Source organism: Rhodococcoides kroppenstedtii (assembly GCF_900111805.1).
GTDB lineage: Bacteria > Actinomycetota > Actinomycetes > Mycobacteriales > Mycobacteriaceae > Rhodococcoides > Rhodococcoides kroppenstedtii.
On the sequence record NZ_FOJN01000009.1, the window covers coordinates 37054 to 62049 of the forward strand.

General features: G+C 70.4%; 28 protein-coding genes. 11 read left to right on the top strand and 17 right to left on the bottom strand.

Features of this window, described 5'->3' with window-relative positions:
* Positions 1-129 precede the first annotated feature (129 nt).
* The 4 genes from BMZ18_RS11575 to BMZ18_RS11590 all read left to right on the top strand — a co-directional run bounded on the left by BMZ18_RS11575 (position 130) and on the right by BMZ18_RS11590 (position 4380).
* Positions 130-1065 (top strand): DAPG hydrolase family protein, encoded by a 936-nt coding sequence (locus tag BMZ18_RS11575; protein ID WP_169817723.1) that lies wholly within the window; start codon positions 130-132, stop codon positions 1063-1065.
* A 59-nt stretch (positions 1066-1124) separates the two neighbouring features.
* Entirely contained in the window at positions 1125-2177 is a 1053-nt protein-coding gene (locus tag BMZ18_RS11580) for an NAD(P)H-binding protein (RefSeq protein WP_068363401.1), read from the top strand.
* Between the two features lie 48 nt (positions 2178-2225).
* A complete protein-coding gene (locus BMZ18_RS11585; protein ID WP_068363399.1) occupies positions 2226-3137 on the top strand; it encodes an SDR family oxidoreductase in 912 nt (303 codons plus the stop codon).
* 61 nt (positions 3138-3198) lie between these two features.
* Positions 3199-4380, top strand: a complete 1182-nt coding sequence (locus BMZ18_RS11590; protein ID WP_068363395.1) for a zinc-dependent alcohol dehydrogenase — start codon at positions 3199-3201, stop codon at positions 4378-4380.
* A 101-nt stretch (positions 4381-4481) separates the two neighbouring features.
* On the opposite strand, the gene BMZ18_RS11595 is transcribed toward BMZ18_RS11590, so the two are convergent.
* Positions 4482-4850 (bottom strand): STAS domain-containing protein, encoded by a 369-nt coding sequence (locus BMZ18_RS11595; RefSeq protein WP_169817722.1) that lies wholly within the window; start codon positions 4848-4850, stop codon positions 4482-4484.
* Between the two features lie 164 nt (positions 4851-5014).
* Here BMZ18_RS11595 and BMZ18_RS11600 point away from each other — a divergent pair, with 164 nt between their 5' ends.
* Positions 5015-7015 carry an acetoacetate--CoA ligase gene (locus tag BMZ18_RS11600; protein ID WP_074922200.1) on the top strand — a complete coding sequence of 667 codons (2001 nt, stop codon included), beginning with the start codon at positions 5015-5017 and terminating at the stop codon, positions 7013-7015.
* 43 nt (positions 7016-7058) lie between these two features.
* Here the strand turns inward: BMZ18_RS11600 and BMZ18_RS11605 are convergent, their stop codons facing one another.
* Positions 7059-7931, bottom strand: a complete 873-nt coding sequence (locus tag BMZ18_RS11605) for an NmrA family NAD(P)-binding protein (RefSeq protein WP_068363389.1) — start codon at positions 7929-7931, stop codon at positions 7059-7061.
* Between the two features lie 189 nt (positions 7932-8120).
* Here BMZ18_RS11605 and BMZ18_RS11610 point away from each other — a divergent pair, with 189 nt between their 5' ends.
* Positions 8121-8447: a winged helix-turn-helix transcriptional regulator gene (locus BMZ18_RS11610; protein WP_082895038.1), complete on the top strand. Its 327-nt coding sequence runs from the start codon at positions 8121-8123 to the stop codon at positions 8445-8447.
* A 74-nt stretch (positions 8448-8521) separates the two neighbouring features.
* On the opposite strand, the gene BMZ18_RS11615 is transcribed toward BMZ18_RS11610, so the two are convergent.
* The gene (locus tag BMZ18_RS11615; RefSeq protein WP_068103512.1) at positions 8522-8746 is read right to left on the bottom strand and encodes a DUF3072 domain-containing protein; all 225 of its coding nucleotides are present in this window, start codon (positions 8744-8746) and stop codon (positions 8522-8524) included.
* A 181-nt stretch (positions 8747-8927) separates the two neighbouring features.
* Here BMZ18_RS11615 and BMZ18_RS19720 point away from each other — a divergent pair, with 181 nt between their 5' ends.
* Positions 8928-9086, top strand: coding sequence for a hypothetical protein (locus tag BMZ18_RS19720; RefSeq protein WP_156511620.1), 159 nt, complete (start codon positions 8928-8930; stop codon positions 9084-9086).
* A gap of 28 nt (positions 9087-9114) precedes the next feature.
* Here BMZ18_RS19720 and yczR read toward each other — a convergent pair whose 3' ends face one another.
* The 3 genes from yczR to BMZ18_RS11630 all read right to left on the bottom strand — a co-directional run bounded on the left by yczR (position 9115) and on the right by BMZ18_RS11630 (position 12450).
* Positions 9115-10602 (bottom strand): MocR-like transcription factor YczR, encoded by a 1488-nt coding sequence (gene yczR / locus BMZ18_RS11620; protein ID WP_068363383.1) that lies wholly within the window; start codon positions 10600-10602, stop codon positions 9115-9117.
* A 28-nt stretch (positions 10603-10630) separates the two neighbouring features.
* Positions 10631-11002, bottom strand: coding sequence for an LGFP repeat-containing protein (locus BMZ18_RS11625; RefSeq protein WP_068106393.1), 372 nt, complete (start codon positions 11000-11002; stop codon positions 10631-10633).
* Between the two features lie 158 nt (positions 11003-11160).
* Positions 11161-12450, bottom strand: a complete 1290-nt coding sequence (locus tag BMZ18_RS11630) for an adenylosuccinate synthase (RefSeq protein WP_068363378.1) — start codon at positions 12448-12450, stop codon at positions 11161-11163.
* A gap of 268 nt (positions 12451-12718) precedes the next feature.
* Here BMZ18_RS11630 and BMZ18_RS11635 point away from each other — a divergent pair, with 268 nt between their 5' ends.
* On the top strand, positions 12719-13381 hold the full coding sequence (locus BMZ18_RS11635) for a hypothetical protein (RefSeq protein WP_068363374.1): 663 nt from the start codon (positions 12719-12721) through the stop codon (positions 13379-13381).
* Between the two features lie 33 nt (positions 13382-13414).
* On the opposite strand, the gene BMZ18_RS11640 is transcribed toward BMZ18_RS11635, so the two are convergent.
* From BMZ18_RS11640 to BMZ18_RS11670, 7 genes are all read right to left on the bottom strand, one after another.
* Positions 13415-14251, bottom strand: coding sequence for an energy-coupling factor ABC transporter ATP-binding protein (locus BMZ18_RS11640; RefSeq protein ID WP_068363369.1), 837 nt, complete (start codon positions 14249-14251; stop codon positions 13415-13417).
* Entirely contained in the window at positions 14248-14997 is a 750-nt protein-coding gene (gene cbiQ, locus BMZ18_RS11645) for a cobalt ECF transporter T component CbiQ (RefSeq protein ID WP_068363367.1), read from the bottom strand. Before cbiQ ends, BMZ18_RS11640 begins: the two co-directional genes overlap by 4 nt.
* A gap of 1 nt (position 14998) precedes the next feature.
* Positions 14999-15370: an energy-coupling factor ABC transporter substrate-binding protein gene (locus BMZ18_RS11650; protein ID WP_082895035.1), complete on the bottom strand. Its 372-nt coding sequence runs from the start codon at positions 15368-15370 to the stop codon at positions 14999-15001.
* On the bottom strand, positions 15360-16052 hold the full coding sequence (locus BMZ18_RS11655; RefSeq protein ID WP_068106398.1) for an energy-coupling factor ABC transporter permease: 693 nt from the start codon (positions 16050-16052) through the stop codon (positions 15360-15362). The genes BMZ18_RS11650 and BMZ18_RS11655 overlap by 11 nt, the downstream gene beginning before the upstream one ends.
* Before the next feature lie 217 nt (positions 16053-16269).
* Positions 16270-17184, bottom strand: coding sequence for a cation diffusion facilitator family transporter (locus BMZ18_RS11660; protein WP_068363418.1), 915 nt, complete (start codon positions 17182-17184; stop codon positions 16270-16272).
* Between the two features lie 48 nt (positions 17185-17232).
* Positions 17233-18357 (bottom strand): FUSC family protein, encoded by a 1125-nt coding sequence (locus tag BMZ18_RS11665; RefSeq protein ID WP_068106403.1) that lies wholly within the window; start codon positions 18355-18357, stop codon positions 17233-17235.
* Positions 18358-18443: 86 nt separating this feature from the next.
* Positions 18444-18860 carry a DUF3151 domain-containing protein gene (locus BMZ18_RS11670; RefSeq protein WP_068363364.1) on the bottom strand — a complete coding sequence of 139 codons (417 nt, stop codon included), beginning with the start codon at positions 18858-18860 and terminating at the stop codon, positions 18444-18446.
* A gap of 2 nt (positions 18861-18862) precedes the next feature.
* On the opposite strand from BMZ18_RS11670, the gene BMZ18_RS11675 reads away from it, so the two are divergent.
* The gene (locus BMZ18_RS11675; RefSeq protein ID WP_139203942.1) at positions 18863-19486 is read left to right on the top strand and encodes an Rv0361 family membrane protein; all 624 of its coding nucleotides are present in this window, start codon (positions 18863-18865) and stop codon (positions 19484-19486) included.
* A gap of 57 nt (positions 19487-19543) precedes the next feature.
* Here the strand turns inward: BMZ18_RS11675 and fbaA are convergent, their stop codons facing one another.
* Positions 19544-20581 (bottom strand): class II fructose-bisphosphate aldolase, encoded by a 1038-nt coding sequence (gene fbaA / locus BMZ18_RS11680; RefSeq protein ID WP_068103528.1) that lies wholly within the window; start codon positions 20579-20581, stop codon positions 19544-19546.
* Between the two features lie 268 nt (positions 20582-20849).
* Here fbaA and BMZ18_RS11685 point away from each other — a divergent pair, with 268 nt between their 5' ends.
* Both BMZ18_RS11685 and BMZ18_RS11690 read left to right on the top strand, forming a co-directional pair.
* On the top strand, positions 20850-21641 hold the full coding sequence (locus BMZ18_RS11685; protein WP_139203943.1) for a DedA family protein: 792 nt from the start codon (positions 20850-20852) through the stop codon (positions 21639-21641).
* Between the two features lie 8 nt (positions 21642-21649).
* Positions 21650-22321, top strand: coding sequence for a DedA family protein (locus BMZ18_RS11690; RefSeq protein WP_068106405.1), 672 nt, complete (start codon positions 21650-21652; stop codon positions 22319-22321).
* Between the two features lie 7 nt (positions 22322-22328).
* Here BMZ18_RS11690 and BMZ18_RS11695 read toward each other — a convergent pair whose 3' ends face one another.
* Genes BMZ18_RS11695 through BMZ18_RS19405 form a run of 3 tightly spaced genes read right to left on the bottom strand, consistent with a single transcriptional unit; the run spans position 22329 to position 24929 of the window.
* Positions 22329-23429 (bottom strand): glycoside hydrolase family 76 protein, encoded by a 1101-nt coding sequence (locus tag BMZ18_RS11695; RefSeq protein ID WP_068363358.1) that lies wholly within the window; start codon positions 23427-23429, stop codon positions 22329-22331.
* A gap of 36 nt (positions 23430-23465) precedes the next feature.
* A complete protein-coding gene (locus BMZ18_RS19400) occupies positions 23466-24137 on the bottom strand; it encodes a TrmH family RNA methyltransferase (protein ID WP_068103531.1) in 672 nt (223 codons plus the stop codon).
* A 3-nt stretch (positions 24138-24140) separates the two neighbouring features.
* Positions 24141-24929, bottom strand: a complete 789-nt coding sequence (locus BMZ18_RS19405) for an SDR family oxidoreductase (RefSeq protein ID WP_068363355.1) — start codon at positions 24927-24929, stop codon at positions 24141-24143.
* Positions 24930-24996: the final 67 nt, after the last annotated feature.

Below are 24996 nucleotides of genomic sequence, written 5' to 3' on the forward strand. Positions count from 1 at the left end.
AAGAACGACACGGACCGGGGCCGTCGGCAAACCCCCATTACCGACCGGCGAACCGGCCGACCAGGTGAATCGACCCAAATTCACCGCGGGGGTTTGACAGGGCGAAACCCTACGCCGTCTTCTTGACAGATGTTGAGAAACTGCGTCATCGGCCGCCGCGCCGCACTGGGTCTGGCCGCCGCGGCGGGCCTCGGCGTCGCGTCCACCACCGTCCCCGGCGGCCGTGCCGCCGCCGCACCGCTGCTGCCTCCTACGTGCGCCCCGCGCTATCCCGGATACCGGGACGCCGACTTCGCGAAGCCCTACGCCAAGTACTTCGAGCCGCGGACGGCGCCGCCGCAGACCGTCGTCCAGCAGGCCTACGCCGGACCGGCGCTCACGCCGACGGCCGTACCCCGGTTCGAGAGCCTGACGCGCGACCTCGGCCCGACCGGCCTGTCCCCCATCGAGACCGGCTACGGCCGCTCGCCCGACGGCGTGGTGTTCGTCGCCGTCCGCACCGAGATGCCGCGCGTCACCGCGGCCATGTGGGACTGGTGGTTCGGCTGGCACTCCACCGAGGCGGCCCGCTACAAGCTGTGGCACCCCGACGCCCACCAGTTCGCGGCGCTCGCCGAGGACCGCACTGGCCGGCCGATCCCGGACAAGCAGAAGTACATCGGCAACACCACGTTCGTCGACGAGTACGTGGGACCGAAGCTGCAGCAGCTGGCCATCAACTTTCGCGATCCGGTGGCGCACGGGTTCACCGTTCCCGCCGATCAGACGATCGTGTTCGGCCGCGTGGGAAGCAGTATCGCTCCGGTCGACCTGGGCTGGCTGGCGCACCAGGTGCGTCCGATACCCGGCGGCGCAGAGATGCGCAGCCGGTTCTTTCTCAACATCCGCGGCCTGAAGGTGCCCGACGTGGTGCAGGCCGCGTGCGCCGTCGCCCGCGGGCCGGCCGTCGATCCGAGCGACCTGGACCTCTCCCTCGAGCTGGGCCGGGATCTGCTCTTCCACTGCGGCTCGGAGATGAACCACCTGGCGCGGTTCCTGCCCGAGCTTCACGCCGAATTCTCCTGACCACCGCTTGAGCCGGTGACGAGCGGGTATTCCGCAGGTTCCTCTCGAAAGGCATCTGCGTGCGCATTCTCGTCACCGGCTCCACCGGGTACATCGGGTCCCGGCTCGTTCCGATCCTCCTCGCCGACGGCCACGACGTACTCGCCGCGATGCGCGACGACGGCAAGGCCGACTCCTTCAGCTGGGGTGACCGCGTCACACCGGTCCACTTCGACATCACCGACACCGACTCGATCGACGCGGCCCTGCGCACCGCCGACGCCGTCGTCTACCTCGTGCACTCGATGGACGACGGCGATTTCGTCCGGAAGGACCGCGAGGCCGCCGAGGCCGTGGCCCGCGCCGCCGAGAAGCACGGCGTCGACCGGATCGTCTACCTCTCCGGCCACGTGCCCGACGATCACACGGAACTCTCCGATCACATCCGCTCGCGCCTGCAGGTGGAGGAGGTCTTCACCGAGTCCTCGGTCACGTCGACCGTGCTGCGTGCGGCCATCGTGCTCGGCTCGGGTTCGACGTCGTTCGAGCTGGTACGACGCATGGTGGAGCGGCTCCCCGCGACCCCGGTGCCGTCGTGGATGGTGAACAAGGTCCAGCCCATCGCCACGGCCGACGTGCTCCAGGTCATCGCAGCCGCGCTCGGCGAGCGGCCGATGCCCGGCTCCTTCGACATCGGCGGCACCGAGGTGATGACGTATCCCGAACTGCTGCAGCGGTATGCCGCGGTGGCCGATCTCGCCCGGCCGCAGTTCCGCGTGCCGTTCGTGCCCACCCCGGTGGTCGGGCGCGCCGTCGCCGCCATCACCGGTATGCCGCGCGGAACGGTGATCTCCCTGGTGGACAGCCTCCACCACGACATGGTCGCGCGGCGCGGCAACGCCGTGACCAGTGACTTCGCCGACGCCGTGGGGGACCCGATCGGCGTCGACGACGCCATCCGTCGCGCGCTGACGGTGACCGCGCACGACGGCACCGACGCCGAAGGCACCACGGATCCGCAGGCCGCCGCCGATTCGGACCCGTCCTGGGCGGGCGGGTTCGTGTCCATCGAGGACGGTCGGGTCCGGCACGACGCGTCGGGACTCGCGGCGGTACTCGCGCGAAGGCGCTGACCCGGGCGATCGCGGTTCCCGGGCCGATCCGCGGGTACTCGGCCCGGCATGACCGACGACGCCACCGCATCCTCTCGCCCCCTCCGCGACCCCGTCCACGCCTACCCGGCACCGGACCGCGCTGCGCAACAACCGATTCCGCATCCCGGCCTCACCCGTGACCTGGTCACCACGCCGGACCACGGCGAGTCGTCGTACCGCGGGTCCGGTCGACTGACCGGCCGACGCGCCCTGATCACCGGGGCCGACTCCGGCATCGGCCGCGCCGTCGCTCTCGCGTTCGCCCGCGAGGGCGCCGACGTGGTGCTGAGCTACCTCGCGGACGAGGAGGAGGACGCGCAGGAGACGGCCCGTCTGGTGGAGGAGGCCGGCCGCAAGGCCGTCCGTGCGCCGGGCGACATCCGGTCGGAAGACTTCTGCGCCGAGCTGATCGACACCACCGTCCGCGACCTCGGCGGCATCGACATCCTGGTGAACAACGCGGCGTATCAGATGGCGCAGAGCGGCGGCATCGCCGACATCACCACCGAGCAATTCGACCGCGTGCTGAAGACCAACCTGTACGCGCTGTTCTGGCTGTCCAAGAAGGCCGTCGCCGTCATGGAGCCGGGGTCGACGATCGTCAACACCTCGTCGGTGCAGGGGGTCAGTCCCTCCCCCGAACTGCTCGACTACGCCACCACCAAGGCGGGCATCATCAACTTCTCCAAGGGCCTGGCGCAGGACGTCGCGTCCCGCGGCATTCGCGTCAACGTGGTGGCGCCCGGCCCCATCTGGACCCCGCTGATTCCCGCCACGATGCCGCCGGACAGCGTCGAGGGATTCGGCGACCAGGCCCCGTTGGGCCGCGCCGGACACCCCGCCGAGCTCGCCCCCGCCTACGTCTATCTCGCATCCGACGACAGCACCTACGTCACCGGCCAGGTCATCGGCGTGACCGGTGGGTCGCCGATTCTCTGACCGCATCCGCATCGCAGCGGACCACCACCGCACCGGACCACGAACCCGAGGAGCCGATCCCATGAAGGCAGTCACCTGGCACGGCAAGCGCGACGTCCGCGTCGACACCGTGCCCGATCCCCGCATCGAACACCCCACCGACGCGATCATCGAGGTCACGTCCACCAACATCTGCGGATCCGACCTGCACCTCTACGAGGTGCTGGGCCCGTTCATGAATCCCGGCGACATCCTCGGGCACGAGCCCATGGGCATCGTGCGGGAGGTCGGCAGCGAGGTCACCGAGCTGTCGCCCGGCGACCGCGTCGTGATCCCGTTCCAGATCTCCTGCGGCAGCTGTCACATGTGCGACAAGCTCCTCTACACCCAGTGCGAGACCACGCAGGTCCGCGACACCGGTATGGGCGCAGCGCTGTTCGGCTACTCCGAGCTCTACGGCTCGGTGCCCGGCGGCCAGGCGCAGTACCTCCGCGTTCCGCACGCGAACTTCACCCACATCAAGGTCCCGGAAGGACCGGCCGACCAGCGCTTCGTCTACCTCTCCGATGTGCTGCCGACGGCGTGGCAGGCCGTGCAGTACGCCGACGTGCCCGACGGCGGCACGCTGGCCGTGCTGGGTCTCGGTCCGATCGGTGACATGGCCGCGCGCATCGGAACCCACCTGGGGTACCGCGTGATCGCTGTCGACCTCGTGCCGGAACGCCTCGCCCGGGCGACCGCGCGGGGCATCGAGACCGTCGATCTGCGCGACGCCAAGGGCCGGGTCGGCGACGCGATCCGCGACCTGACGGACGGTCGCGGCACCGATTCGGTGGTGGACGCCGTCGGCATGGAAGCCCACGGATCGCCGGTGGCGAAGGTGACGCAACAGCTCGCCGGGCTGCTTCCCGACGCGCTGAGCAAGCCGATGATGCAACGCGCCGGAGTGGACCGGCTCGACGCGCTGTACTCGGCGATCGACATCGCCCGGCGCGGCGGGACCATCTCCCTGTCGGGCGTGTACGGCGGCGCCGCGGACCCGATGCCGATGCTGACCATGTTCGACAAGCAGCTCCGGCTCCACATGGGCCAGGCCAACGTCAAGCGGTGGGTCGACGACATCCTGCCGCTGCTGACCGACGACGATCCGTTGGGCGTGGACGACTTCGCCACCCACACCGTCCCGCTCGACGACGCGCCGCGCATGTACGAGGTCTTCCAGAAGAAACAGGACGGCGCGGTCAAGGTCGTGCTCACCCCGTAGCAGCCGCGGTCGCCGACCCGGCCACGCACACAGCGACGCCCCCGCCGTTCGGCGGGGGCGTCGTGGTTTCGTCCGTCAGCGCAGGCGCGGGGCGCACGGCGTCAGCGCGGTGCCAATTCCGCCGCGTCGGTGACGACCGGAACGCTGCGGTCCAGGCCGAGGATGGTCAGCGTCCGCATCACGCGAAGTGACGGCGCGATAACGGCCTCGATACCACCGGGCAGGTCACGCAGCACGTTCTCCAGGGCGGTGACGCCGGCGCTGGAGAAGAACTCGACCCCGGAGAGATCGAGACGAACGGTGGTCGAGGCTGCCACCGCACCGCGGACGGTGTTTTCCAGCCGCGGTGCGGTGACAAGATCGATGTCGCCGGACACGTGGACGATTGCGTCGGAAACGTGCAGGTCGAACGGGGTGTCCACCGGGTCGGCGAGCAGGGTGGCGAGAGAAGCGGGAGAGTCCTGGGTCATGTCGAGTCTCTCTTCTTGCACCCGGCGGCGGCGCTGCCGGGCGTGACGCGTCCGGCCCGTCTCTGGACCGCTTTGCATGCAATCCTGATCGACCGGAGTCTCGTCCCGACCGCCCTGGATGTCACGAAAAGGTCACGACAGATCACGAAAAGGTCACGGTGGTGATGGGGCCGAAGCGACCGGAGATGATGTGGAGCATGTCACGAACGAGCGTTCTCGAAACCTTCCTGGCCGAGCACCCGGCGTCCACAGCCGACCGGGCCGTCACCGACTACGCCGGCCTGCAGGCGTGGTCCGTCGCCGACCCGGCAGCGTTCTGGGAGTCGGTGCGGTCGTTCTTCGACATTCGACTGGGCGGCGACCTCGAGGACGCCGTGATCACTCCGTCCGACGATCCCCGAGTCTTCTCCGGCCGGCAGTTCTACCGCGGCACCACCCTCAACTACGTCGAGACGGTCCTGCGCCACGCCGACGCGCGGCCGGACGCCGTCGCGATCGTCGACGACGCCGAACCGGGTGGCCCCGACACCCGCACCGTGACCTGGCGCGAGCTGGTCCACGAGGTGTCGGTGATCGCCGACGCTCTGCGCTCGCTCGGCGTCGGACGCGGTGACCGCGTCGCCGGCTACGTCCCCAACACCGCCGAGGCCGCGATCGCGTTCCTCGCCACCGCGTCCCTCGGCGCCGTGTGGACCTCGTGCGGGCAGGACTACTCCCCGGCCGCCGCCGCGGACCGTCTCGGTCAGACCGAACCGGTGGTCCTCGTCACCGCCGACGGGTACCGCTTCGCCGGCAAGGACCGCGACCGCCGCGACGCCGCGGCGGAACTGCGCGACGCCGTCCCGAGCCTGCGCCACGTCATCGCGTTCTCCCGTCTCGGCACGGCCGTGCCCGGGGCCACGTCCTGGACCGACCTGATGCGCGACGGCGACGACGTCTCCACCGTGGTTCCCGAGCCGGTGCCGTTCGACCACCCACTCTGGATCCTGTTCTCCTCCGGCACCACCGGCAAGCCGAAGGGCATCGTCCACGGACACGGCGGGGTGGTGCTCGAACACGTCAAATCCGCTGCGCTGCAATCGGACATCGGACCCGAGGACGTGTTCTTCTGGTACACCTCGCCGAGCTGGATGATGTGGAACTACCTCCTCGCCGGGCTGCTGTGCGGAGCCACCGTGGTCTGTTACGACGGCAGTCCCGCCTCGCCCGCGACGGGCACGCTGTGGGAGCTCGCGGCCCGGCACCGGGTGACCGTGCTGGGCACGAGTCCCGCCTACCTCGCGCAATGCGAGACCGCCGGACTCGAACCGGGACGCGACCACGATCTCCGCCTCGTCCGCATGCTGGGCGTGACCGGATCGGTGATGCCCGCGTCGGCCCACACCTGGGTGGAACAGCACGTCGGCGACCACGTCCACGTCGCGTCCATCTCCGGCGGCACCGACGTGGTGAGCGCGTTCGTCTGCGCGCCCACCGACGTGCCGGTCCGACCGGGCGAGATTCCCGCCGTCGCCCTCGGCGTTGCTCTGGAGGCGTGGAACGACCACGGCGAGAGCGTGATCGGCGAATCCGGCGAGATGGTGATCACGGCGCCGATGCCGTCGATGCCCGTGGGGTTCTGGAACGACGAGACCGGGGACCGCTACGCCGACGCCTATTTCTCCACCTTCCCCGGGGTGTGGCGGCACGGCGATTCCATCACCGTCACCGAGCGTGGCGGCGTGATCATCCACGGCCGGTCCGATGCGACGCTGAACCGCAACGGTATTCGCATGGGCAGCGCCGACATCTACTCCGTGGTCGAGCATCTGCCCGACGTCGAGGAAGCCCTCGTGGTGGGAGTCGAGCGCGCCGACGGCTCGTACTGGATGCCGCTGTTCGTCGTCCCCGCACCGGGCCGCGAAGTCGACGACACGCTGCGCGAGACCATCGCGACGGCGCTGCGGACCGAGGCCTCGCCCCGCCACGTTCCCGACGACATCGTCGCCATCCCGGCCGTCCCGCACACCCGCACCGGCAAGAAGCTCGAGATCCCCGTCAAGAAGGTGCTGCTGGGCGCGGACCCCGCCGTCGTCGCGGACCCCGAATCGATCGACGACCCCGACGCTCTGCGGTGGTTCGGCGAGTACGCCGCACGGACGCCGGCGGGGTCGGGCGGCGCCTGACCGGCGGATCGGGCGGCGTTCGACCGACGGGGCCCGGCGGCGGTCAGCCGACGGCGGCCTGCAGGGCTTCCGCCGCGGTCAGGGGCGCGCGGCCCAGCACCCGCGCGAGATCGTCCGAGTCCGAGAACAGGTCGCCGCGGGCGATACCGGCGTCGGCGTTCAAGAGCAGGTCCACCACCGGCGCCGGCAGTCCGGCGCCGGTGAGCACCTCGGCGTGCTCGGACGAGGTGACGTTGCGGTACGCGACCTCGGCGCCCGACACCCGAGCGATGGCATCGGCCAGCTCGGAGTAGGTCACGGCCGGTCCGGCGAGTTCGAGCATGGTGCCGTCCTTCACGTCCGCCGAGCCGTCCGGTGCGCTGATCACCAAGGCCGCGGCCTCGGCCAGGTCGGCGCGCGCCGCCCCCGCGATACGGCCGTCATCGCCGCTGCCCAGCAGCACCCCGCTCTGTGCGGCGGACTCGATCGAGGACGCGTAGTTCTCCCAGTACCAGGTGTTGCGCAGGACGACCGCCGCGACGGGCGAGTCCGCGAGCATGCGCTCGGTGGCGACGTGCTCGGGCGCCAGTCCGATGGTGCTGGTGTCCGCCTTCAGCAGGCTGGTGTAGGCGATCAGCGACACGCCGGCGGCCTCGGCGGCCGCGATGACGTTGCGGTGCTGAGCTTCTCGCTGTCCGACCTCGGATCCGGAGACCAGCAGGAGACGGTTCACTCCGTCCAGTGCCGTGCGCAGCGCGCCGGGATCGGTGTAGTCGGCCACCCGCACGGTGACACCCTGCGCGGCGAGGTCCGCTGCCCTGTCCGCGTTCCGGACGACGGCGACAACGCTGTCCGCCGCGACACCGCGTGCGAGCAGCGTGCGCACCGCCGCCGCGCCGAACTGTCCCGTTGCTCCGGTGACCGCAATGACCGTCATGATCGCTCCCTGTTCGTGGCGGCAGGGCCGAGCGCCCTGCCGGCGACCACTATGCACTTACTTTTCGTGTGGTGCAAGCGCAAACGTCAGTACACGTGAAGACGTCAGCGGCGGGCGTAGACTGGCGCGGTGACCGACCCCCAGTACGCCGTCGACGTGTTCTCGCGTCGATGTCCCTCGCGCGAGACGATGCAGGACATCACCAGCCGGTGGGGCGTGCTCGCCCTGGCCGCGCTGCACGACGGCCCACACCGCTTCGGTGAACTGCGCCGCCGGGTGGACGGAGTCAGTGAACGCATGCTGGCGCAGACGCTGCAGCGCCTCGAGCGCGACGGGTTGGTCGCCCGCACCGTGCTGACGCAGATCCCCCCGGCCGTGGAGTACACCCTGACCGATCTGGGGCGAGCCACCGCCGCACCTCTGGTCGCCCTCATCGGCGTGGTCGAGCACCGCATCGACGAGGTGATGACCGCCCGCGCGGAGTACGACCGGCGCACCGCCGGCGCAGGTGGCTGATCGCACCGCCGGAGCCGGCTGATCAGGACCGCCGGCGGGGCGGCTGATCGCGACCGCCCGCGCGGGCGGGGTGGTCAGGACTGTCCGCGTCCGGTCTCGTTCTGGAGCTCGTCGATCTTCTGCGACGCCTCCGCTTTGGTCAGCCCGTCCGGCACCGTCTCTCCGGCCTCCTGCGCGAGCGTCTCGAGGTAGCTGCGCTGCGCCCCGGTAATGGGCTCGTCTCCGGTAACCCAGTCCGACGGGTCCTTCTCCGCGTTCTGCTCGACCGGCGTGGTGTCGTTCTGCGTGTTCTCGCTCATACGTTCGACGTACCCGTCGTCGCTACCGGGCAAACACCGGCAGGATGGCGACCGTGTGGTATGGAAATGCGTCCACGCCGTTCTCCTTTCGAGACAAAAGGTGAATCGAGGCGCCGAATTCGAAACGAACGCGCGCATTGTCAGCATTTATTCAGCAAGCGGTGCTAGAAACGATCCTGTGATGGTCCTTCTGATAGTCCTCGGTGCCTGGGTGGTGCTGGGCGCGGCCGTCGCCGCCGTGGTCGGGCGCTCCGTGCGGCGCGCGGACCAGGAAGAACTGGGCTCGGATCGACATTGGGACATCACGGCCATCGAGGACATTCGGCACCGTTCCGCCTGACCCGCACGCCGCTACAGGAACGGCGCGGTCACAGCACCATGCGCGGCGATCCCGCCGCCGGATCGAGCGTCCGATAGGCCGACGCCAGTCGACGTACCGCCTCCGTAATGCGGTCGCTGCTCTGGGTGAACGGCAGTCGCACGTAGTGCTCGAACGCCCCTTCCACCCCGAACCGCGGTCCCGCCGCCACCACCACGCCGTGCGCAGGAGCCACCGCCGCGAGCGCCGTCGACACCGGTGCCGGCATCCGCAGCCACATCGACAGACCGCCCGGGGGCGAATCGACCCGCCAGTCCGGCAATTCCTCGCCCACCGCGTCGAGCAACGCACCACGACGACGCCGCAGGACGTCGCGGCGCGGCGTCAGGACGTCGTCGTGACGCGCGATCAGTTCCCCGCACGCCAGTTGATCCATGATGGGCGTGCCGATGTCCTCTGCCGCACGGGACGTCGCGAGTCGGGAGACGAGCGTCGGCGACGCCCTGATCCACCCGACGCGCAATCCGCCCCAGTACGACTTGGACGCCGAACCCACCGTCACGACACCGTGGCCGTGGGTCGCCGCGGCCACCGGCGGCGGCGGTGGCGCGTCGAGCCACAGGTCGGCCATGGACTCGTCGACCACCAACGTCGCGCCCGTGCGGCGCGTCATGCTCACCAGCTCGCCGCGGTCCTCGCGGCTCATCACCGCACCCGTCGGGTTGTGAAAGTCCGGGAGCACGTAGACGAGCGACGCGCCGGTCTGCCGGATCGCGTCGTGCATCGACCCCAGATCCCACCGGCCGGGAGACGCGTCCGCCGGCAGGAGCGGAACCGGCACCGCACGGGCCGCGGTGCGCCGAATCGCTTCCAGCGCATTGGGATACGTCGGATGGTCCACGACCACCCGATCTCCCGGTGACCCCAGGACCTCGAGCAGCAGGCGCCAGGCCTGCTGCGCACCCGAGGTCACCATGATCTGGTCGACCTCGGTGGGCACCCCGCGCTCCTCGTAGCGGCGCGCGATGGCGCGGCGGAGCACCGTCAGACCCACGGGGTCGATCCCGTGGCCCGAGTAGTACGCCGGAAGTGCCTGCAGCGCAGCCTGATACGCCGCGGTCACCGCCTCGGGCGGGGCCGTGACGGCAGCGTGGGTCATGTCGATCGCGGCCGCACGGGTCGTGCCGGTGAGCGTGGAGGTCGGGCCGAACGATGCAGCTCCGGCGCTCGGCGGAACCGACGCCCACCCCTCCGGCCGCGGCGGCAGCGCCACCGTGCTGCGCGACCCCTGGCGGGACTGCAGGTAGCCCTCCTCGCGCAACGCGGCGTAGGTGTTGGTGACCGTCGTCCGCGACAACGCGAGCACACCGGCCAGGTCCCGCTCACTGGGCAGGGCCACACCCAGCGGGATGCGGCCGTCGTTCACCAGGAGGCGGATACCGTCGGCGAGGGCACGGTAGACGGGACGATTGCGCGACGTCGGGCGCCACTGACCCAGGTCACGAGCGAGCGTCGACGCTCCCAACACACGGGCCACCGACCCCACCGTAGTGGGACGCGGCCGCTCAGCCCATCAGGAAGGCGCCCACACCGGGGAGCCAGCCCACGGTTCCGCCCTCGAACGAGTTGTAGCGACCGTGACCGGTGGGGGTGCGCTTCTCGTTGCTGAGGGGGTAACCGAGCGTGCCACTGGGTCCGCCGTGGGCCAGATACCAGGCCAGGATCTCCCCGTGCACCTCGTGGGCGCCGCCGTCGGGCAGCGCGAACACCGTGGCGTGTTGAAACTCGAGCAGGCCGCCGCCGCGCGGGGCCAGCATGAGGTCACCCGTCCGCCGACCGATCCAGGGGTGTTCCAGGGCGAACCGCTCGAACTGGCACTCGAAGACCTCGAGACCCGCATAGGTCTCGGACGAGTTGACGGCGCCTTCAACGCTCACGGTGGCCTCCAGTGACCCCGGTCCCGACCAGGCCGAACCCGACAGGGTGGTCTCTTCGGGACTCTGGGCCACAGTATGCGCGCTGCCGTGAGATTTCACAGCCGGAACGCGACAAGTCGGACCGTGTCGCGTTTCGGTGCGCAGCGCAGCGGGGGGGCTCAGCCCAGAATGTCTCGCCGCACGATCGTCTGATCGCGGCCGGGGCCGACCCCGATGTAGGACATGTGCGCCCCGGACAACTCCTCGAGCCGCAGCACGTACTTCTGCGCGTTGACCGGCAGGTCCTCGAAGGTGCGGGCGCCCGAGATGTCCTCCCACCAGCCCGGCATCTCCTCGTAGATCGGCGTCGCGTGGTGGAAGCCGGTCTGCGTCATGGGCATGTCGTCGTGACGTTCGCCGTCCACGTCGTACGCGACGCAGATGGGGATGGTGTCCAGCGACGACAGCACGTCGAGCTTGGTGAGGAAGTAGTCGGTGATGCCGTTGACCCGCGTCGCGTACCGGGCGATGACCGCGTCGAACCAGCCCGTCCGGCGGGCACGACCGGTGGTCACCCCGACCTCACCGCCCTGCTTGGCCAGGTACTCGCCGGAGTCGTCGAACAGTTCGGTGGGGAACGGCCCGGACCCGACGCGCGTCGTGTACGCCTTGAGAATGCCGAGCACCGTCTCGATGCGACCGGGGCCCACACCCGAGCCCACCGCGGCGCCGCCGGCGGTGGGGTTCGAGGACGTGACGAACGGATACGTGCCGTGGTCGACGTCGAGCAGCGTGCCCTGCGAACCCTCGAGCAGCACGGTCTCGCCGCGCTCGAGCGCCTGGTTCAGCGCGAGCCGCGTGTCGGCGATGCGGTGCTGGAACCCCGCCGCCTGGCCGAGCACCTCGTCGACCACCTGTGCGGGGTCGAGCGCCCGGCGGTTGTAGATCTTGGCCAGCACCTGGTTCTTGAATTCCAGTGCGGCCTCGACCTTCTGGGTGAGGATCTTCTCGTCGAGCACGTCGGCCGCACGCACTCCGACGCGGGCGATCTTGTCCTGGTAGCACGGGCCGATGCCGCGGCCGGTGGTGCCGATCTTGCGGGCGCCGAGGAAGCGTTCGGTGACCTTGTCGATGGCCACGTGGTACGGCATGATCAGGTGCGCATCGGCGCTGAGCAGCAGGCGAGAGGTGTCCACGTCCCTCTTCTCGAGCCCGTCGAGCTCGGTGAGCAACACACCCGGATCGACCACCACACCGTTGCCGATCACGTTGTTCACCCCGGGCGAGAGGATGCCCGACGGGATCAGGTGCAGCGCGAACTTGTCGCCGCTGGGGAGCACCACGGTGTGGCCGGCGTTGTTGCCGCCCTGGTACCGGACCACCCACTGCAGACGCTCACCGAAGAGGTCCGTGGCCTTGCCCTTGCCCTCGTCGCCCCACTGGGCGCCGATGAGGACGATTGCCGGCATGTGTGCTCCTACGACTCGGGTGTGCAGCCGGATGTCCCGGACTGCGGCCGTCGAGCGAGAAGCGTGCCGCGAAGAAGCAGGCTCCACCGACCGTGGCCGGTGACACAGTGTAGCCGTTCCGGTTTTCCCTACCTCACGGTCTTCTGTCGCGGTGCTCGGGTCGAAGCGACACGCAATCGAGACCACCGTGCCCTGTTTCCGGTCCGTCGACGCACCGGGTGCGCATCTATGGTGGACGCACCTGCCCGACCGACAAGGAAACCACCGCGTGACTCCGTTCGTCCTGCAGTGCGGCCAGACCCTGGTCCCCATCGCACTGTCGTCGCTGGCCCTGATCACGGCCTCCGTCGTCCCCACGCGATCGGACTGCGACGCCGCGCTGTCGGAGATCGACGGGATCGCCGACGCCCGCATCGTCGTGCTCGGCACCGACGCCGCGCTGGCCGCCGTGCTCACACGCCTCATGCGCAAGGACCGTCTCGACGTCGAACTCGCGTACGTTCCGGAGACGGCGTCGGAGGCGAGTCACCTGTACCGCATCGGCACCGGCTCCCGCGCCGCCAAGGTCGCCCTGTCCGGTACCGCGACGCCGGTGCCGTTGATTCGCGACGACCTCGGGACCGCCGTCGTCGGGCGCGCCACGCTGACCGGGCCGTCGGGTGTGCTCACGGGCGAGGCGTACGTCGACGACACCCGCCTGTTCTCCGGGTCGGTCCCCGGCGTCGAGGTCACTCCCACCCTGGAGATGCCGGGACTGCGCGCCCGCGTGCAGGGTCGACGCGGGTTGTTCCGGGCGAAGTGGGTGAGCGGGCGCGCGATGCAACTGGGCACCCCGGCCGCCCGGCTGACCAAGGACGGCGTGGCGTCGACGCGCGACGCCGTGCGCTCGACGATCTACCGCCACCACGAGCAGTGGTTGTTGGTGCGCTGACGATTCTGTGCAGAAATCCGCGCTGGGCGCGGACTACTGCACACGATCGGCGGTGAGGGCGCGCCGCAGCTCGGCGGCGTTGCGCGGCCGGACGTCCGGGGGCAGCACCCCGTCCGCCGCCAGCTCGGCCGCCAACGCCAGCGGCCACGGCACGTGCAACCGGGCCCGGGCGAGCAGTTCGGCGTCGGACAGGACCGTCACCGGATCGCCCTGCACCACCGTGCCGTCCACCACCACGGCTACCGAGTGCGCCCAGTCCAGGGCGAGTGCCACGTCGTGCGTCGAGAGGACGACGGTGGTGTGCGCGCTCTCGAGCCGGGCGACGGCGTCGAACATCTCGACCTCGGCGCGCGGATCGAGCCCCGCCGTCGGTTCGTCCAGCAGCAACACGCACGGACGCATGGCCACGGCCCCGGCCGTCGCGACGCGCTTGCGCTCGCCGTAGGAGAGCTGGTGCACCGGGCGGCGACTCAACCCGTCGATACCCAGCAGCGTCAGGGCCGACTCGACGCGCTCGCGCACCTCCGCGGCGGGCAGGCCCAGATTGGCCGGCCCGTATGCGACGTCGCGGTAGACGTCCGCGGAGAACAGCTGATCGTCCGGGTCCTGCAGTACCAACTGGACTTCCTGCCGGTGCGCGCGCAGCCCGGACCTGGTGTGCCGCAACGCCTCTCCGTCCAGTTCCACCGCACCCGACGCCGGCTTCACGGCCCCGGCGAGGCACCGCAGCAGCGTGGTCTTGCCGGACCCGTTGGCGCCGAGGATCGCCGTCCGCCGCCCGGCGGGGACGTCGAGGCTCGCGCCGCGCAGGACATCACGACCGTCGTAGCCGACCGTGATCGCCCGCGCCGCGAGAGAGCGATGACTCACGAGACCCCCAGGGACACCACGACGACGACCACCATCACCGCGACCGCCGCGGTCAGGAACCGCGGCGAGCTGCGCGGCGGCGGAACGGCATCCACGGGATCGGCCACCCCGAACTCTCGGCCCGCGAGGCCGTCCTCGAGCCGGGACGCCCGGTCCCACGCCGAGGTCAGTACTGCGGCGGTGAGCAGCGCGGCGGACTGCATCGAGCGGCGCGGGGTGGAGTACCCCAGCCGGGCGACCTGGGATCGGCGGACCGACCGCAGCGAGGTCAGAAGCACGAACAGCAGCCGGTAGACCAACCCCGCGACGTCGACGCACGCCTGCGGGACGCGGGCGCGCCGCAGGCCGGCCAGGAGATCCACCATCGGGGTGGTCACTGCGAGCAGGATCATCGCCGACGTGCCCGCGACGGCGTGCGCGGTCACCTCGAGCGCCCGACGCACGCTCTCGTCGGTGACGCCGACGCCCCAATCCGGCGCGCCGCGCACCGTGATCGCCACCGAGACGCCCCCGATCACGACGAAGGCGGCCGGCGCCGCGAGAGTGCGCAGCAACAGCGGCCACGGAGTGCGGGCCAGTGCCGTGGCGGCGGTCAGCGCGACCACGGTCACCAGCACCGAACCCGGCCAGGCGGGCAGCACCGCCGCACACAGGACCAACCCGAGCGCGAGCACCGCCTTGTCGACCACCGCGCGTCCGCGCCACGCACTGGCCCAGGCGGCGTCGTCGACGGCGAGACCCTGCACGTCAGGAACCGTCCGGCGGCGCCTGCACCCGCTCCACCGCGCGACGGGCCTTCAGGGTGGCGATCACGTACCCGAGCACGATGCCGCCGAGGGCCGCCTGCAGCGCGAACAGACCCGACTCGACCTCGCCCGACGTGGGCGCGAACACCGACTCGAACCACGGCTCGTAGTCCGGATGGTCGGCCTCTATCCGTTCCGTGGCCGCGGTGTCGGTCCCGACGAAACGTTCGCCGTCCACGCTGCGGCCCGAGTCGATCGCCAGCGCGATCCCGACGATCGCCACGATGGCCGCGACCAGAGCCAGGTTCACCCACCGGCTGCGGCGAGCATCGCGCCCACGGCCGGATTCACCGGGCTGGATCTCACCGGACATCGACGGCCTCCTTCCGAGCGAAGAACCGGAACACGCCGAGGTCCCGCAGTTCCGGCGTCGCCACCGACCGCAGGACGCGGAACACCAGGACGCCCAGCAAACCCTCCGCGATCGCGAGCGGAATCTGGGTGATCGCGAAGATCGACAGGAACTTCACCACCGCACCGGCGATGCCGCTCTGCGGATCGGGGAACGCCAGGGCGATCTGCACGCTCGTCGTGCAGTAGGTGGCCAGGTCGGCGAGGGTCATCGCACAGAACACGGCCAGCGAGATGCCGCCACCGAGCCGCCCGACCAGGACGAACGCGCCGTAGCCCACCCAGGGGCCGACCACCGCCATGGAGAACGCGTTGGCGCCGAGCGTCGTCAGACCCCCGTGCGCCAGCAACAACGCCTGGAAGAGCAGCACCACCGTGCCGAGGAAGGCCATGACCGGAGGTCGGAACAGCACCGCGCCCAGCCCGGTGCCGGTGGGGTGGGACGAGCTGCCGGTGACCGACGGCATCTTGATCGCGGACAGGACGAACGTGAACGCCCCGGCGGCGCCGAGGAGGAGCCGGCTGCGGGGGTTCTCCCGCACTTGATGGACGACGGCGCGGGCGCCGTGGACGACGAACGGTGCAGCGGCGCAGGTCCAGACCGCGGCGTGCACCGGCGGCAGAAAGCCTTCGGCGATATGCATGGAGACGGACAACCCTTCTCGGATGACGCGTCCGAGGTCGACGGGACACGTGCCGGGACGGCGATCCGACTCACGACCGGCGCCCGCGGAGAAGGGCCCGTTCGCTCACGGTGGCGCGACCGTCCCGGAGTTCCACCGGGTTTCCCGCACCAGCACGGCGCAGGGCCGGGGCTCGGTCCTGCGCGGTCATCGTGGCACAGAACGTCGCGCGGCAGAACTACCAGGTCATCTCGTCACGGCACACCGCACCGTGCGCCGCCGGCTCGATCTGCACGGTGGCGTGGTCCAGGCCGTAGGTGGAGAGCAGGTCCTTGCTCCGGGCGAGGAGCACGGAACTCGACCCGTTCGAGGTCAGGTGGACCGTGGCGACGTCCATGCCCGTGGTGAGAGTCCAGACGTGCAGATCGTGGACGTCCTCCACACCGGGCAGGGCACGCAGGTCGGCCTCGAGGGTGACGACGTCGACGGACGACGGGCTGGCCTGGGTGAGGATGCGCAGCGACGCCCCGGCGAGGCGGACCGCGCGCGGGACCACCCAGAGCGAGATGGCGACACCGACGACGATGTCCGCCCACGACCAGCCGATCAGCGTGAGGGCGCCTGCGATCAGCACCCCGACACTGCCGACGGTGTCGGCGAGGACCTCGAGGTACGCGCCCCGGACCGCGAGAGAGTCCTTCGCGTCGGCGCGGATGAGGAGCATGACGACGACGTTCGCGGCGAGTCCGGCGGCAGCCGTCGCCATCATGATGCCGCCGGGTAGATCGGGCTGATCCCCGATGCGCCGGATCGCCTCGACGAAGACGAACACGGCCACCCCGAGCAGCAGCACGGCGTTGACGACGGCGGTGAGCACCTCGGCGCGATGCCATCCGAACGTGCGGGCGGCGGACGACGAGCCCCGCTGGGCGAGGGTCAGCGCGGCCAGACCCAGCGTCATGCCGACGATGTCGGTGAGCATGTGGCCCGCGTCGGCGATCAGGCCGAGGGACCCGATGGCCAGGCCGACGGACAGTTCGAGGGCGAAGAACGCGACCAGGACGACCCAGGCGATGCCCATGCGTCGCAGGCGCCCGCGCGTCGGCGTCTCTCCTCCGGTGTGCACCTGACCGTGCCCGTGCCCCGCTCCCATGCCGACGACCATACATGCACAGTTCTGCATGTGTGTAGTCGACGAAGCCTAGTCGTGCCGCTCCGGGGGTACCGCCGGGTTCGGCACCGTGGGCGGCAACGTCGCCATCGCCGAGATGCGCGAGAGCCCGGCGACCTGCAGCAGATCCACCACGATCGACCGGATCTGCGCCAGGACCACCGTCGCCGACAGACCGGCGTCGCGCATCAGCTCGGCCTTCGCGCCCACCGCGACGTGCCGGAGCACGCGCGCGGCCTCGGCCTGATCCGGTTGCTCGCCCGGATCGGCCAGCATCATCTTCCGCAGCACCTCGGTGGATTCGGCGAGTTGCTCGACCAGCTTCACCAGCCGCGGGTCCAGGATCTCGTCGTCGCGCACCAGGGACAACGACCGCCGGGCCAGAACGCGGATGTTGCGCACCGCGTTGTCCAACGGGTCCGCCGTCGCGGCCAGCCGCGCGAGCCGCTGGCGCGAGTTCCAGTACAGCGGCGAGATCCGGCTGATCTCCCGGCCGCCCTTGAGGTCGGTGCGCAGCATGTCGATCGCCGGCTGCGTCGCCCGCGCCGCCTTCAGCGCCTTCTCGATGGACTTGGGGTCCTGCGCGGAGAGCCCCTCGGCGACCAGCCCGAGCACCCGTCCCGCCGTTTCGATCACCGTCGCCGCGTCGCCGCGAGCGCGCCGGACCGGATGGGTCGGCACGACCGCCACCACGGCCAGACCCACCAGACCGCCCACCAACGCGTCGACCATGCGGTTGTATCCACCGGCGTCCCCGGGCGGGATGAGCGTCGCCACCAGCACCGCCGACGACCCGGCCTGCATCGCGATGATCGCGCCGCTGTCCAGGAACACCGCGGTACCCATCGCCAGGGCGACCACCAGCGCGATCTGCAGCGGGCCCGTCCCGATGAGCGCGATCAGCGCGTCGCCCACCCCGATGCCCACGGTCACGCCGGCGACCAGCTCGAAGGACCGCCGCATCCGGGCGCCGAGGGAGACACCCAGGGACACCACGGCTGCGATCGGCGCGAAGAACGGCGTGACGTGCCCGACGATCTCCGTCGCCACGAACCACGCGATGCCCGCCGCCAGCGCGCACTGGACCACCGGCAGGCCGGAGAGTTTCAGCCGGTCGACGGACGCCTCGAACCGCGACCGGCCACGACGACGCAGCCGCGCCGCCTCGAACGGCGACCGCTCGCCCCGGCGCAGGCCGAGTGGACTCACGGCAATGACCGTCTCATGTGCGCCGGCGCGACCTAGCCGACGCCGAGCTCGTCCGCGGCGCGCGGATCGCAGTCCTCGAGCAGGTCGAGGCAGCGGGCGTACTCGTCGGTCTCCCCGATGGCCTGCGCGGCGCGGGCGAGAACGGCGACGCAGCGCAGGAACCCACGGTTGGGCTCGTGGCTGTAGGGCACCGGACCGAAGCCCTTCCACCCGTTGCGGCGCAGCTGGTCCAGGCCGCGGTGGTACCCGGTGCGGGCGTAGGCGTAGGCGGTGATCGTGCGCTCGTCGGCGAGCGCGGCCTCGGCGAGGTACGCCCACGCGATCGACGCCGTCGGGTGGGCGGCCGCCACCGCCTCGGGGGCGGTGTGGTTCAGCAACAGCGACTCGGCTTCGTCGTCGCCGGGGAGCAAGGTGGGCTGCGGTCCGAGCAGGTCTCCGAAGGACGTCATGGGTGCAGTCTTCCACGACACCCGTCGGCGACGAGCGCGCGTGCACGGCCGTCGGCACCGTGAAAGTTAAGCTGCGGGGCGTGTCGCCCAGCACCCCGCCACCGGCCCGGCCGCAGTACATCCCGCCGCGCGAACCCGCACGCGAGCCGCGGGCGGGCCGCCCAATCGAGCCACGAACGCGACGGCCGATCGGCCGATGGGTTGCGGCGCTGGTGATCGCCGCGCTCGTCGTCGGCGGCGTCGTCGCGTTCGCGCTGCTGCGCGGCGGGACCACCGCGACCGGAGCGTCCGACGAGGACCGCATCCGCGTGGCGATCGACGACTTCACGACGGCGCTGCGTGACGGCGATCTCGCCGGCCTGCGGGCCGGCACCTGCGGACCGCTGGCGTCGTTCTACGGCGGCATCTCCGACGAGGACTTCGCCGCCACACACGACGCCGCGGTGGCGTCGGGCTCGATCCCCGAGATCCTGAGCGTCGACACCATCCAGATCACGCCGGCCGAAGCGCCCGACGTCACCACCGCCATCGCGCAGGTGACGGCCCGCGGGGGGAACGAGACCGCTCCCTCACCGCGGACCTTCGACCTGGCACTCGAGGACGAGACCTGGAAGGTCTGCGCCTGACCCGTGCGCCTTTTGCACATCCAGGGATGCGCAAAAGGCGCACGGGCGCGAAGCGCACTACGCGGAGACGCTGCGTCCGGCCGACTTCAGGTCGTTGCACGCCTCGACGACACGCGCCGACATACCGGCCTCGGCCTTCTTGAGGTAGCTGCGCGGATCGTAGGTCTTCTTGTTGCCCACTTCGCCGTCGACCTTGAGGACGCCGTCGTAGTTGGTGAAGAAGTGCCCGGCGATGGGGCGCGAGAACGCGTACTGGGTGTCGGTGTCGACGTTCATCTTCACCACGCCGTACTCGAGGGCCTCCTCGATCTCGCTCTTGGCCGAGCCCGATCCGCCGTGGAAGACGAAGTCGAACGGCTTGGAGCCGGCGGGCAGACCGAGCTTGTCGGTGGCGACCTTCTGGCCGTCGGCCAGCACGGACGGCTTCAGCTTCACGTTGCCCGGCTTGTACACACCGTGGACGTTGCCGAAGGTGGCGGCCAGCAGGTAGCGCGACCCGGCGTCGCCCGCACCGAGGGCCTCGACCGTCTTGAGGAAGTCCTCGTTGGAGGTGTAGAGCTTGTCGTTGATTTCCGCCTCGACGCCGTCCTCCTCGCCGCCGACCACGCCGATCTCGATCTCGAGGATGATGCGCGCGGCCGCGGCCTTGGCCAGCAGGTCCTTGGCGATCTCGAGGTTCTCGTCGATCGGGACCGCCGAGCCGTCCCACATGTGCGACTGGAACAGCGGGTTCTTGCCGGCGTCGACACGCTCCTGCGAGATCGCGATGAGCGGACGCACGTAGGTGTCCAGCTTGTCCTTGGGGCAGTGGTCGGTGTGCAGCGCGATGGTGACGTCGTACTTCGCCGCGACGACGTGCGCGAACTCGGCCAGCGCCACCGCGCCCGTCACCATGTCCTTCACCCCGAGTCCCGACCCGAACTCCGCGCCACCGGTGGAGAACTGGATGATGCCGTCGCTGCCGGCGTCGGCGAAGCCCTTGATGGCGGCGTTGATCGACTCGGATCCCACGCAGTTGATGGCGGGGAAGGCGAACGAATGTTCCTTGGCGCGGCCGAGCATCTCGGCGTAGACCTCGGGAGTGGCGATCGGCACGGAAGAAACCTCCACGGTGAGCGGGAGCACCTCGGGTCGGGTGCCTCGGTAGCAGTATGGCAAGACCGGACGACGCGGGTTCGCCCTGCGCCCGACCTACCCGCCGGTAGAGCACGCGAGGGTGCCGGGAGCCGCGCCGAGAGTCCGGGCGCGCAGCGCTGAGAGTCCGGGCGCGCAGCGCTGAGAGTCCAGGCGCGCAGCGCTGAGAGTCCGCTGTGAGTCCACACGCGGGGCGCTGCCGACCGCACACGCCGGTAGGGTTGTCGCCGTGCATACCCTGGCCGCCTCCACGACCGACCTCGCCCTGCTGCCGAGGTTCCTCGACCCGGTCAACCTGCTGAACTCGTTCGGCACCTGGGTGTTGGTGGGCCTGCTGCTGGTGGTCTTCATCGAGTCGGGACTGCTGTTCCCCCTGCTCCCGGGCGATTCGCTGCTGTTCACGGCCGGTCTGATCGCGGCGTCGAAGTCCACGGAGGTGGCGCCGTTCGCACCTCTGTGGGTGCTGATGGTGACCATCCCCATCGCCGCGATCCTCGGCGACCAGGCCGGCTACTTCATCGGCAAGAAGGCGGGCACCGGCCTGTTCCACGACGACGCCCGTTTTCTCAAGAAGAAGTACATCGACGAGTCGCACGCGTTCTTCGAGAAGCACGGCCCGATCACCATCTTCCTGGCCCGCTTCGTCCCGATCGTGCGCACCTTCGCCCCGGTGGTCGCCGGCGCGTCCGCCATGCGCTACCGGGTCTTCATCACCTACAACATCGTCGGCGGCATCGTGTGGGGCGCGGGCGTCACGCTCCTGGGCTACTTGCTGGGGCAGATCGCGTTCATCCGCGACAACGTCGACATCATCTTCCTGCTCATCGTGGCCGTCTCGGTGCTGCCCATCGCGTGGGAGGTGGGCAAGCGCATGATCTCGTCGCGCCGCACCCCGCTCGGTGAGGCCGTCGACGCGTTCGACGGGCAGCTCGACGGCAAGGTCGAGCCGTCCAAGTGGTCGTCCACCGAGACGACACGGCCGCAGTCGCAGTCGCCGGCCCGTCCCGACGGCGCGAGCTGACCGACTCGATGACGCACGACGTTCTCGCCTCGGGCGGGCTCGGATTCCTCGAGTCGGCCGGACCGGCCCTGGTCTGGCTGATCGTGGTGTCCTTCGTCTTCCTCGAATGCGCCGTGATCCTCGGACTGTTCCTGCCGGGCGACTCGCTGCTCATCACCGCCGGAATCGGGCTGGCCGGGCACGCCTCGGGGGTCTCGCACGTGTGGGCGCTGTCGCTGGGCGCCTTCCTCGCCGCCATCGTGGGCAACCAGGTGGGCTACGTGATCGGCAAACGCACCGGACATCGCCTGGTCGCGCGCAAGAACGGCAAGTACATCAACGTCGAGAACCTCGAGAAGGTCAACCGCCTGCTCGAGAGGCACGGATTCTGGGCCGTCCTGGTGGCCCGGTGGATTCCGTGGGTCCGCACGCTGTGCCCGATGGTGGCCGGCGCCGGCAACATGAACCACCGCCGCTACACGATCGCCAGCACGCTCGGCGCGCTCATCTGGGCGCCCGTCCTGCTGCTGCTCGGGTTCTACTTCGGGTCCTGGCTGGACCGGGTGCCGTGGCTGTTCCCGACGGTGCTCACCCTGATGATCGTGTCGATCGTGTTGGGCACGGCGTTCGGCATCTACCAGTACCGCAAGGAGATGCGACGGCCGGCGGTGACGACCGAGGTCCACGACATCGACGCGTGAGGGGTTCTCAGGGATCCACGCGGGCCGCGGCCTCGAGCACCATCCATCCGCCGAGTTGCACGGACAGGTCGCGTTCGGGAACACCTGACGACAGCACGGTGCCGCCGGCGAACCGCGCGATCGGTGCGCCGTAGGACGGCAGCGTCGCCACCGACGTCCAATCGTGCCCGAAGAGCGGTAGTCCCTCGATGGAGAGGCAGTTCTGCCACGCGGCGTCCGCGGAGGCGAGCACGATGTCGCGGGCGGTGGCGCGGGCCCGCTCGTCGTCGTCGGTGTCGCCCGGCAGCGACGTCGCCACGAGGGACAGGTAGCGGGCGAGGATGCCGTTGAACAGGCCACCGTCTCCGCCGCCACCGCCGGTGATCACACCGCGCTCGGTGAGATGGTCGGCGACCGCGTCGACCAGCCGGTGCACGCGCTCGCGGTGGCGATCGTCGCCGACGCGCACGGCCAGTTCCGTCTCGGCACCGAGGACGACGCCCTGGCAGTAGCTGTAGACAGGTGTCTCGAGGCGCCCGTCGGCGTGGATGCCGTCGAGAATCAGGTGGGTGTCGGGGTCGACGAGGGTGGCGTCGATCCAGTCGGCCATCGCCTGCGCGCGCCACGGTTTCCCGGTGCGGGCGAGGAAGATCGCCGCCGGGCCGTTGGCGGGCACGTTGTAGAAGTCGCTCTTCTTCGCCCAGCGGATGCCGCCGCCGTGGGCGGGGTCCCAGGCCTCGAACAGTTCGGTCTCGAGGTCGGCGATGGCGCGGCGGTTGTCCACCAGGTGGAGCCGCTGCGCACGTTCGAGCGCGAGACCGAGCCACGCCATGTCGTCGTAGTAGGAGTTGGTCCAGCCGGTGAGGTTGCGGACGCGGTGCGCCCGCGCGACCCGGGTGAGACGACGACGGCGCCGCGCGGTGGGCGCGCGCTCCTCGGCGTCGACAAGGTTGTCGATCAGGTGCGCCTGCCACCAGTAGTGCCACCGGGCGAAGACGCGTTCCCGACGGACGGGCGGCCAGGCCACCACCCCCAGCGCGGTGCCCGGCAGTCCCCACAGCCGACGGACGTGGCGGGAGATCACGGCCTCCTCGGCGGCGTCCGCGCGGAGGGACCAACTGTCGTGCATGCCGTCGATCTTGCCAGCCCCGCCGGAGTCGGTCGGCTACCAGGCGCGGCCGAGGTCGGCGTGCTGCCCGACCCAGGCGTGCATCGCGATTCCCGCGGCGACACCCGCGTTGATGCTGCGGGTCGAGCCGAACTGCGCGATGGACACCGTCAGACGCGCACCCGCGCGGGCGGCGTCGGTGACCCCGGGGCCCTCCTGCCCGAAGAGCAACAGGCACCGCCGCGGCAGCTCCGTCGTCTCCAGCGGAACCGCCCCCGGCACGTTGTCGACGGCCACCACCTCGAGGTCGTGCTCCGCGGCGTACGCGACGACGCCGGCCACGTCGTCGTGGTGACGGAGGTGCTGGTAGCGGTCGGTGACCATCGCGCCGCGACGGTTCCACCGTCGTCGTCCGACGATGTGGACGGCCGCGGCGCCGAACGCGTTGGCCGTGCGCACCACCGTGCCGATGTTGGCGTCGTTCTCGAAGTTCTCGATGGCCACCTCGAACGGGTGCCGGCGCGCATCCAGGTCGGCCACGATGGCGTCGCGACGCCAGTAGCGGTAGGCGTCGACGACGTTGCGACGATCACCGTCGTCGAGCAACTCGGGGTCGAACCGCGGATCGGTGGGACGAGGGCCGTCGCGCGCCTCGTCCCAGGGCGGCGCGCCGCGCGGGTGCTCGCCCCACTCGGTGGCGCCGGGAGCGTCGGGAGGGGTGTCCGGCACCGATCAGGTGTGCGACAGGCGGCGGTTGACCTCGCGGGTGAGCCAGACGGGCGAGAAGCGAGACCCCATGGACAGGGCCTTCGACGGCAGACCCACCGGGAAGTGCACCTTGTGGTAGATCCGCTTGGCCGGCTGCGTCGACTTGTAGATGGCGTCGGCCACGTCCTGCGCGGTGAGCTTCACACCCAGCGAACCCGTGGTGCCCGTGCTCACGCCCTCGGTCATCGCCGTCTGCACGAACAGCGGCCACATGGCCTTCACCGAAATATCGTGCTTGTGCCACTCGAGGTCGAGGGCCTCGGTGAGACCGCGCACGGCGAACTTGGTGGCGCCGTAGGTGGCGAGCTCCGGCTGGCCGTAGATGGCCGACGCCGAGCAGAGGTTGACCACCTGCGCGCCGCGCGTCTTCTTCAGGTACGGAAACGCCTCGTGCAGACCGTGGATCACGCCCATGACGTTGATCTCCACCTGCTGCCGATGGATCTTCAGGTCCTGATCGGCGAACTCACCCGCGCGCAGGATGCCCGCGTTGTTGATCAGAACGTCCAGCCGGCCGCCCGACGCCTCGTCGAACTCCTGCAGCCGCGCCGCGAACTGCTCCGGATCGGTCACGTCCAGCGACCCCGTGGTGGAGGTCGAGCCCTTCGCGGCGATCTCCTTGGCCAGCGAGGCGAGGCCCGTCTCGTCGATGTCGTACGCCCCGACGTGGAAGCCTCCGGCGGCGTACGTCAGCGCGGTGGCACGGCCGATTCCGGCAGCGGCGCCGGTGATGAAGACAGTAGGTTGGGACATGGTTCCGAACAATAGAGGGTGCGCGGCACGGGCGACAGAGCTCCGCCCGAGAAACCTACTGCCGAGT